Annotated in this window: 4 protein-coding genes and 1 tRNA gene; 3 read left to right on the top strand and 2 right to left on the bottom strand. The window is 49.4% G+C overall.

Going from position 1 to position 9,975, the window contains the following annotated elements:
* Positions 1–285 precede the first annotated feature (285 nt).
* Positions 286–362: transfer RNA gene (locus Q2J39_RS09755), tRNA-Glu, on the bottom strand.
* A 327-nt stretch (positions 363–689) separates the two neighbouring features.
* On the opposite strand from Q2J39_RS09755, the gene Q2J39_RS09750 reads away from it, so the two are divergent.
* From Q2J39_RS09750 to Q2J39_RS09740, 3 genes are all read left to right on the top strand, one after another.
* The gene (locus tag Q2J39_RS09750) at positions 690–2,774 is read left to right on the top strand and encodes a sodium-translocating pyrophosphatase (RefSeq protein WP_230268185.1); all 2,085 of its coding nucleotides are present in this window, start codon (positions 690–692) and stop codon (positions 2,772–2,774) included.
* A 542-nt stretch (positions 2,775–3,316) separates the two neighbouring features.
* The gene (locus Q2J39_RS09745; RefSeq protein WP_288340432.1) at positions 3,317–7,396 is read left to right on the top strand and encodes a S8 family serine peptidase; all 4,080 of its coding nucleotides are present in this window, start codon (positions 3,317–3,319) and stop codon (positions 7,394–7,396) included.
* Between the two features lie 319 nt (positions 7,397–7,715).
* The gene (locus tag Q2J39_RS09740) at positions 7,716–8,558 is read left to right on the top strand and encodes a DUF3737 family protein (protein WP_230268182.1); all 843 of its coding nucleotides are present in this window, start codon (positions 7,716–7,718) and stop codon (positions 8,556–8,558) included.
* A gap of 202 nt (positions 8,559–8,760) precedes the next feature.
* Here the strand turns inward: Q2J39_RS09740 and Q2J39_RS09735 are convergent, their stop codons facing one another.
* The gene (locus Q2J39_RS09735; RefSeq protein ID WP_230268181.1) at positions 8,761–9,348 is read right to left on the bottom strand and encodes a xanthine phosphoribosyltransferase; all 588 of its coding nucleotides are present in this window, start codon (positions 9,346–9,348) and stop codon (positions 8,761–8,763) included.
* Positions 9,349–9,975 lie beyond the last annotated feature (627 nt).

The following is a 9,975-nucleotide window of genomic DNA, read 5'->3' as shown; positions in this document are numbered from 1 at the left end:
TTATCCCAAGGAGGCGGTCGAGAAAATACCCGTCTTTTATTTGACGCTTACATTTGTTTGAGCGGATAACTTGTTTGATTCGATCACTGGATAAATCAATACGTGGCTGTTTTCAGAATCGCCTTATGAACAAAAGAAGCCAGGCGTTTGTCGACTCGAGATCGGTCCAATCCGTCACGGTTATTCAATGGAAGCAAAATCATGAATGGGAACTGCAGTACCAGCAGCCGCCTGCACCAAAACAAAACCCCTTTGTCCATTCTGGATAAAGGGGTAAGTATTCGATGGCAGCGCGTACGGGATTTGAACCCGTGAATGCAGCCTTGAGAGGGCTGTGGCTTCAACCGCTTGCCGAACGCGCCATTTGCTTAATTAATCTATCACAGACAGTCGAAAATAGCTAGAAAAAAAGAACAGGGGCTGTGTGCAGGAAGATGTACGGCCCTTTAAAAATGTAAGCGTTATGGGGATATGCCATATTCATTTTTGCCATTTTCCGGGTCAGGTTTGCTGGAAATATTTGCAAACTTGAAAGAGGAATTCACGAAAAAACAGGGAAGGAAAAAATACGGTGAAAATGTGGGAAAAAAACGAAGAAAAATGGATAAACATCGACATTCATCTTTTGAACAACCCCAATTCTGCTATCATTGAAAGCGGTTACGTTCATAAGAAAGGAAATTTGACGTATGCAAAACACAAGTATGGAAATGATCCTGGTCATTGTCATGATCATTTCTGCATTTGCGCTTCTGTACGCTGCCACACTCTATGGTTCCGTGAAAAAAGAAAGCTCCGGCAACCAGAGAATGCAGGATCTGTCTTCCTATATTCAGGAAGGCGCGATGGCGTTTCTGAAACGCGAATACAAAATCATCATTATTTTCGTAGTCGTTGTGGCTATTGTACTGACAGCCCTGGGCTTCATCCCCTCGCTGCAGGGTGTTGACGGTGTTGGCTGGAGCGGTGCGATCTGCTTCGTGATCGGCGCACTGTTCTCTGGTCTGGCTGGTTTCATCGGTATGAAAGCCGCAACCAAAGCCAATGCGAAAACCGCAGAAGCGGCTCGTTCCGGCGGAATGCCAAAGGCTCTGCATGTTGCCTTCAACGGCGGTTCCGTTCTGGGTATCTGTGTAGTCGGCTTCGGTCTGCTTGGCCTTACGGCTCTCTTCCTTCTGTTCACGTTCGTATTTGGCGAACCGGAACAGGCAGTTCCTGTAGTATCTGGCTATTCTCTTGGCTGCTCCATGATCGCGCTGTTCGCTCGTGTGGGCGGCGGTATCTATACAAAAGCGGCGGACGTTGGTGCTGACCTGGTTGGTAAAGTCGAAGCCGGTATTCCGGAAGATGACCCGCGCAACCCGGCGGTTATCGCGGACAACGTAGGCGATAACGTAGGCGACATTGCTGGTATGGGTTCTGACCTGAACGAATCCTATGTAGGTTCTCTGATCTCCTGTATCGCTCTGGGTCTTACCGTAACAATCGGCGGCGTTTCCTATGCTGCACAGGCTACGATCTTCCCGTTCGTTATTGCGGCTGCCGGTATTGTCGCAGCCATCCTTGCTCAGGCATTCGTTCGTATGAAAACCTGGGAAAATCCTCAGAAAGCTCTGAACATCGCAACATACGTTGCAACTATTATTGAAATCATCACGTCTCTTATTGCTTCTCTCTGGCTGTTCGGATCTGTATCGCAGTTCTTCTCGGTTTCCGTTGGTCTTGTTGTCGGCATGCTGCTGGGAAAAATCGCGGAATACTACACTTCGGATGAATACCCGAAAGTTAAGGAAATCGCTTCGGAATCCGAAACTGGACATGCGACAAACATTATTTCCGGTTTCTCCGTTGGTATGGAATCCACCATGCTGACTGTCGTAGTTCTGGTTCTGGGTATTGTTGTGGCGTATCTGTTTTCCGGAATGTATGGAATCGGTCTTGGCGCTGTCGGCATGCTCTCTACCTGCGGTATTACCGTTTCCGTTGATGCATATGGCCCAATTTCCGATAACGCCGGCGGTATTGCCGAAATGGCTGAACTCGATCCGAAAGTCCGCAAGATTACGGACCGTCTCGACTCTGTTGGAAACACTACTGCTGCAATCGGTAAAGGTTTCTGCATCGGTTCTGCTGCATTCACCGCGCTGGCTATGATCGTTGCCTTTGCACAGGCTGCTGGCCTTCAGTCAATTTCTCTGCTCCAGCCTGGTGTTCTTGTTGCTCTTCTGTTTGGTGCGATGCTGCCGTTCTACTTCACCGCGCTGACCATTCGTTCCGTTGGACGCGCTGCCAACAAGATGATCGAAAACGTACGTGCTCAGTTCAAAAATGATCCAGGCATTCTGGCTGGAACAAGCAAGCCAAACTACACTGAGTGCGTAGATATCTCTACCAAAGCTGCGCTGCATGAAATGGTTCTGCCTGGTCTGATCGCTCTGGTCAGCCCGGTGGTAATCGGTCTTCTTCTCGGATGCGAAGGTCTTGGCGGCATGCTGCTGGGCGCTCTGGTTTCTGCGATTATGCTGGCTGTCTTCATGGCAAACGCAGGCGGTGCCTGGGATAACGCCAAGAAGTTCATTGAATCCGGCGAACACGGCGGCAAAGGTTCCGAGGCGCATAAAGCTGCGGTTACCGGCGATACCGTCGGCGACCCGTTCAAGGATACGGCTGGTCCTGCCATGGATATCCTGATTAAGCTGATGTCCGTTATTTCTCTGATTCTGGCTCCTGTACTGGTACAGATACAGCCATGGCTCAGCTTCCTGTTCAACTAATCTTTTCTCTAAAACGCAAAAGCCGTCTTCCAAGCGAGGGCGGCTTTTTTGCATGTACCCATTTTCGTAAAGCCGGGCACTTTGAGCAAAGGTGTCTGCAGAAAAAAGGAAGCGACCGAGAACCCGGGCGCCAAAGCGGCTGAGAGTGCAACGTTATTCGGATTAGATTTGATCAAAAACGCGGAAAAGAAAAATCAAACAAGTAAATTTCATTTTCAACAGTCCGCTTTATGGAAACGTGCTTCTTGCTAAGATGAGATTCAGAAGACGCAAGACTGTACGGTCTGGCGGATTCGGGTAACCATACAGGTCATTTTGCCGAAAGGAAAATCTTGCAGCGTACAAGCTGAACGGCTTTGTCCGCTCAGAGTAAAGGAAATCCAGTCGGCAAAACCTCTTTTCTGTTTCCAGACGATTTCTTCAGGGCGAATAGAATCGATCGAAAAGGGAGCTTGAAATGGGAAATGACTTGTTCGAAGCGGAACAAAACGTGTTTTGCCTGAATAAGAAAAGAAAGGGGAAAGAGAAAGGGGAAAGAAGGAATGAAATTGCATAAACCAGCCGACTTGACCGGCCGGATGCTCTCCGTGCTTCTGGCCGGTGCCGTGAGCTTTTGCGGACTGGCTGTTCCCGCAGCGGCGGCAGATTCGGAAAATGACCGTTCATATATCGTCAGCGCGCAGCCGATCGAAGACGTTTACGATCTTCCAGAACAGTATCCGGCAGATTCCGGGACAGTCCGCGTTCAGAATATGAAAACCGCACGCGTTCTGATTGAATTCACGGATCCGTGCGTAATGGAAATCATGGAGGGGAAAGACTGGGATCCGGCGGATCCCGATATTATCGCGCTTCGTGAAGACATCCGCAGACGTCAGGATGAGCATGTTCGTCAGATTGAACGTCAGATCCAGAACGACAAGCCGCTCGACATTCTCACCCGTCTGGATCTGAGCGCAAGTGCCGTCAGCGTCGAAGTTCAGACCAGTCAGATTGAGAACATTCAGTCTCTGGACTTTGTCCGGCAGGTGACGGTTGAGCAGAAAATTTATCCAGCGGAAGATACCCAGCCGGCCGATCTTGGATCGGCTCAGACTGGCGGAACGAACGGTGAAGTAACGGGAATCAACGACGAGGCTCTGAACGAGGAAAGCGGTCAGGGTACGCGTATCGCGGTGCTGGACACCGGTCTGAACGCCAGTCATGAAGTGTTCAATAACGACTGCTTCAATGAATCGCTCTCCCGTAAAGCGCAGCAAAACCATATGAACGTGGCAGACTATAAGGCAAGTCTGGATCTTATGGAGTCCAGCGACATTGAAGCGGTAATGAGTTCGCTTCATCTGCAGGACGGCGACAAAAGCAGTGCAAATCTGAACCGCCTGTATATTTCGGACAAGATTCCGTTCCAGTACAACTATGCGGACGGAACGATCGACGCCAGCCACGCTCTTGGCAATATCGATCATGGCTCGCATGTCACGGGAATCATTGCCGCCAATTCCCTGATCAAAAAAGGGAACAGTTTTATCGAATCTCAGTATATGAAGGGATATGCGAGCGATGCACAGATTCTCGTGATGAAAGTGTTCGGTCAAAATGCCAACGGCAGTGAATCCACACTGTTTGCGGCAATCGAAGATGCGATCACGCTGGACTGTGACGTGATCAATATGTCCCTTTCCAGCAATTCCGCCGGATTTGGCACCAGCAGCGATCCGCGCTACCAGAATATTCTCGATCATCTGAAGGAGAAAGATGTCGTCATCTGTGCCGCGTCCAGCAACAGCGGCAACTGGGCCGACAGCACGAACCTGAACGGAAAGCTTAAACCCGGTGATATTTCCTTTTCGACCGACGGTTCGCCTGGAACGTATACAAATACTCTTGCTGTGGCGGCTTCTGACCCGGATTCCTTCCAGACAGACCAGTCCGGTAAGACGTCCTTGCGCATGAACGCAGCCTCGTTCAGTTCCTGGGGCATTCCGGAAACGCTGGAACTCAAGCCAGAAGTCAGTGCTCCGGGTGTCATGATTCTTTCCAGCAACGGTGAATCTTCGAATGCCGGATACGATTACCGGGCCGGTACTTCGATGGCGACGCCTGCTGTAGCGGGCATGGCTGGAATTCTGTCGCACTGGATTAACGAGCAGGATCTCACCACAAAACTTGGCCGAAGCAAACGTTTTCTTCAAAATTCGCTTCTGATGTCGACCGCGATTCCAATGAAGGATGAGGACGGCAATTATCTGCCGGTTCTGCAGCAGGGGGCTGGAGAAGTCCGCATTGATCAGGCGGTTCATGGAAAGCTTCTGATTTCCATGGATCCGTCGGCAACCGATTCTGCAGAAGACGGCAAAGTCAAAATTGAACTCAAGGACGATAAGGATCGTACCGGCAGCTATCTGTCCCGTATTTATCTGGAAGGAATCGAAAAAACAAGCGACATTCACTTCAAGGTAGAAAAGCATCTCTTTACCCAGAAGGTCGACGAGCACGGAAACCTGCTCAAGACCACCCGCCCGATGGATCTGGAAGCGGACACCCAGGCCAATCAGGTTTACACACTCAAAAACGGCGCGAAGAGCGGCTTCAATCTGACGTATGCGCTCTCTGCTGCAGAAAAGGAAAGACTGAATCGCGAAACGCCCAAAGGTGCCTACATCGAAGGCTATGTGACGATTCGCCCCTGCAGCAGTGCCGGCACGTATCTCGAAAACGAGACCGTTTATTCCATTCCGATCCTGGGCTTTTTCGGCGACTGGGAAGAACCGGGTATTTTCGAAAATGTTTCCCTGTATTCTTCAGCCAAAGATCCAGATGAAACTGCCTATGTGGTGAAACGGGATCCGGATGGCCGCATCCATACGAACATGCTGAAAATTTCCTCCACCAGCACGAAGAAATCCCGCTATCTCGCGGGCAATCCGTATGTAGTGGAAGAAGGCACGGAAGATAAATCCCGCTCGGCGATGAACTCGGATCAGACTTTTGTGGACGTAACGTTCTCCTCCGTTCGAAACATCAGCGGTCTGCGCCATATGATCTTTACTGCAGACGGCCAGCTGATGCTGAACAATCAGGATGGAACGTATTCGGTTAATCTTTCCAAACCCTATACCACACTGAACGGCACCCAGACGAACTGGAACGATCAGACCCATACGCAGCGGCTCGTCAATACGACGATGACAAACGGTCTGGCCGAAAACACGCCTTACGTATTTACCACCGCGGCCATTACGGAATATACCGAAGGCGGCAACGTGCTGAAACTTCAGGAAAAAGCGCTGAATGGCACATTAAAGCCTGGCATGAAGCTTGAATTCCCATTCACGCTCGATAACGAAGCCCCCCAGCTGCAGAGCGCACAGGCTTCGTCTGATGAAATCCAACTGAGGGTTCGCGACAACCGCTATGCAGCAGCGGGCGCGCTCGTCGATCAAAATGGAAAAACGACCGCCATTGCCGCGCCGGATACGGCGGCAGAGCCTGGCCAGACACAGACCATTACGCTTCCAGCAGACCATCTTTCAGAAGGTTCGTATACCGTCGTAATTGGCGACTATGCCCGAAACGAAACGGCTTATCGTCTGACGGTATCCAGAGCGGCAAATATTTCCTATAATCTGATACACGTGCATATTGCCTCGAAAAATCAGCAGGAAGACGGTTCCTGTCGCATCGTACTGGAAGCCGATACTTCGTATACGCTGCCGACAGGCGTGAGACTAAAAAAGAACAATGTTTCGGTTCCTTCCGATCAATATGCGTATGATCCTTCGACCGGTGAAATTGTGCTCCTTCCGTCTTTGCTTACCGAGGGCGAACTGACTTTGGAAGCCGAGGGTGTTCTGGATGTAATGGATCTGCAGCTGGAAGGCGATGCCGTCAGCTGGCCGCAGGAACAAACGGCGATACGAAATGCGGACTTTGCGATGCAGGTGCAGGCAAAGAACGGCTATAAACTGCCCAGCCAGATTTCCGTCTATATGGACAGCCGGCTTCTGGATTCGACAGCCTATGCCTATGCGAGCCAGACGGGTAAACTGACCATCCCGGCAGACCAGATGAGCGGTCACGCTTTGCGAATTGTGATCCATGCTGTAAAAGACGGGGTTGGCGAAATTTCTCTGAGCCCGGATAGCCTGAAGCACTGCAGTCTGCGTATTCACGGAGAACATGAGACGGGGCGCGACTGTGTAATGAATCTGGAGGCAGAAGATGGCTGGGCGCTGCCCAAAACCATAACGGTCACAATCGAAGGCGCCTTGGCTCCTCTGAATGCAGGCGTAGATTACGTCTATGCACGGGAAGGAAAAACGATCATACTGCTCGGCCGGTATGTCAGCGAACGGAATGTACAGATTGAAGTTCAGCCGATCTATGTCGAACTGCTGAAAGAAGCTGTAAACAAAACGGAACAGCTGAATCCGGCAGACTTTTCTTCTTCTCTCGATTCGCTTCAGAAACTGGCTGAGCAGGCCAGATCCCTGGTTTTAAAACCCGAAAGCCAGACGGATACGAATGAAAAAGCCCGTCAGCTTCATCAGCGTCTTCTGAACCTGAGAAAAACGCCAGACGCATCCCAGCTTGATGCGTTAAAACGGCAGGCAGCCTGAATAATGGCGGATTGAAAAAGGCAATAAAACCAAAGGACAGACAAAGCGCCCCGGCAACGCTGAATCTGTCCTTTTCTGCGCTCTTCTGGAGAAACGACAGTACATCTCGGTTTCCAACAGAAAACCTTCAAATTCTGGATGGCCCAGGCTGGATCAGGAGCTTGAACTGCAGGAAAACTATGGAGAGGCGTATAATGGCTGCGAATCAGGATAATGAATAAAAACAATTATTTATTCATCATATGTATAAGACGCAAAGCGAAAACATAACAGAAAAAACATATACAGAAAAAACATATATGGAAAGGATCGAAACCCGATGATTTGTGAAAATGAAACGTTTGATCAGGAGAGAGCCTTTTACGGTGCTCATGATCTGACTCTGAAAAACTGCCGCTTTGATGGACCGGCCGACGGAGAAAGCGCACTGAAAGAATGCCAGCGCATTCAGGTGGAAGACTGCTACTGCAATCTTCGCTATCCGTTCTGGCACGACACAGATCTGTCCATCCGAAATGCAGAACTGACGGAAAACTGCCGGGCTGCCCTCTGGTATGCGGATCATGTGCAGATTGACCACAGCAAGCTCAACGGAATTAAAGCCGTACGTGAATGTGCGGATGTCCGCATTTCCGACTGCACGGTGAACTCGCCGGAATTTGGCTGGTCGGTTCGCTCGATGATCATGTTCGATACGGAAGTCACAGCGGAATACTTCATGATGCGTTCAAGCCATCTTCTTTTTGATCACGTAACGCTTCATGGAAAGTATTCGTTCCAGTATGTGGAAAACGCGACCCTCGACGACTGCAATCTCGATACGAAAGACGCGTTCTGGCATTCGAAAAATGTCACGGTTCGCAACAGCGTGATCAAAGGCGAATATCTGGCCTGGTACAGTGAAAACCTGACGCTGATCAACTGCACAATCATCGGTACCCAGCCGCTCTGCTACTGCAAGAACCTTCAGCTGATCAACTGCCGCATGGTGGATACCGATCTCGCCTTTGAGCGTTCGGACGTTCGGGCGACGCTGACCGAACCGATTGACAGTATCAAAAACCCGCTTTCCGGAACGATCGAAGTTCCGGCTGCCGGCGAACTGATCTACGATATCGATGAAGCTAAGGGAAGAGTCGTTTTCACCGAATCACAGGAATAATTCACAGACGACCTTCACCGAATACATACGGAGAAACCAAAATTTCATCCCTATCCCGCTGTCAGAATTCATAAAAAACCGCGCTCTGTCGATGGACAGCATGTCATCGAACAGAGCGCGGTTTGTATTCTGCGGTGAATTCATAAAACGGTTTTTTCACATCGGCTTTCCGCCGGGCGGATAAACGAAGAACGAAACCGGCTTAGCACGTTTCGTGATCCAGATTCCAGGTGATTCCTTCTTCTGGAGACATGGAAGCAATGGAAGCCAGCGTACATAACGGAATACTGGCTTCTTCCACGATGCGGCGGCCAGGCTGCCAGGATTTTTCAATGCAGATGCCAGCACCGGCTAAAACAGCCTGCTGCTGTTCGAGCAGCGTGCGGATGCCTTCAAAGGCCTGTCCATTGGCCAGAAAATCATCAATGAAAAGTACACGATCTCCTGGCGCAATGAGGGAACGTTCCATGCAGAGGGTATAATCCACGTTTTTCGTAAAGGAGTGGACGGTCACAAAGACGGGATCTGTCATGGTGGAGGGGACAGCTTTTTTGGCGAAGATCAGCGGAACACCCATATGAACCGCGGTCATCAGCGCAGGCGCAATTCCGCCGCTTTCGATCGTAATGACTTTTGTAATGCCATGACCGGCAAAACAGTCTGCAAAACGTTTTCCAATCGCATCCATCAGTTCGGTGTCGATGCAGTGATTCAGAAACTGATCGACTTTCAAAATCGAGGGGGAAAGAATTTTTCCTTTTTCGAGAATTGTCTCTTTGAGCTGATCCATATAACGTTTCCTTACTGAGCAGAGTCAACTGCTTCTGTCTGAATGAACGGATCCAGCTGCGAATACAGGCTCGCATGAGCGAAGAAAAGCAGATCTTCGCAGCAGCCGTCTGCAATCCTGGATTCAATCCGTCATATTCTGTCTTTTGTCTTTTGGTTATATGGTATAGCGTTTTGGCTTCAAAACATGTTTTGACCGCTTAAAAAGCCAGAAGCAAAAAAATCAGCAGACTGGAATTTACTATTTCAATTTTCTTTTCTGACGCCTTCAGAACTTTTTGGTTGACGGACTGCGCTCTAAAGAGGTATAAAGTACAAGCTGTTTGCAAGCGGGATTCCCGTTAAAAAAAACGGCAATGTGAAATTCTTAGAAAAAATCACAAATAAAGCTTGCATGAAAATGCAGGACGTGATATTCTAAGTGAGCGTTAAGGAAATCACGTCCAAAACGCATCAAATCACCTTTAGATACCGAAGAAAACGACTTAAGTGAAATCATTAAAGAAATTCACAAATAGTTGTTGACAGAGATTTCCGCAGATGATATGATAAACAAGCCTTGTGAGAGATATTGAGTTTCTCACAAACAGATGGCTCTTTGAAAACTTTACAGACAGATCAAGAAATT

The sequence above is a fragment of the uncultured Allobaculum sp. genome (genome assembly GCF_948576815.1).
GTDB classification, from domain to species: domain Bacteria; phylum Bacillota_I; class Bacilli_A; order Erysipelotrichales; family Erysipelotrichaceae; genus Allobaculum; species Allobaculum fili.
This window is presented reverse-complemented; position numbering and strand designations above follow the sequence as displayed.

Coding starts and splice junctions, on each gene's coding strand:
- Q2J39_RS09735 (WP_230268181.1), bottom strand. CDS start 9,348: ATGGATCAGCTCAAAGAGACAATTCTCGAAAAAGGAAAAATTCTTTCC.
- Q2J39_RS09740 (WP_230268182.1), top strand. CDS start 7,716: ATGATTTGTGAAAATGAAACGTTTGATCAGGAGAGAGCCTTTTACGGT.
- Q2J39_RS09745 (WP_288340432.1), top strand. CDS start 3,317: ATGAAATTGCATAAACCAGCCGACTTGACCGGCCGGATGCTCTCCGTG.
- Q2J39_RS09750 (WP_230268185.1), top strand. CDS start 690: ATGCAAAACACAAGTATGGAAATGATCCTGGTCATTGTCATGATCATT.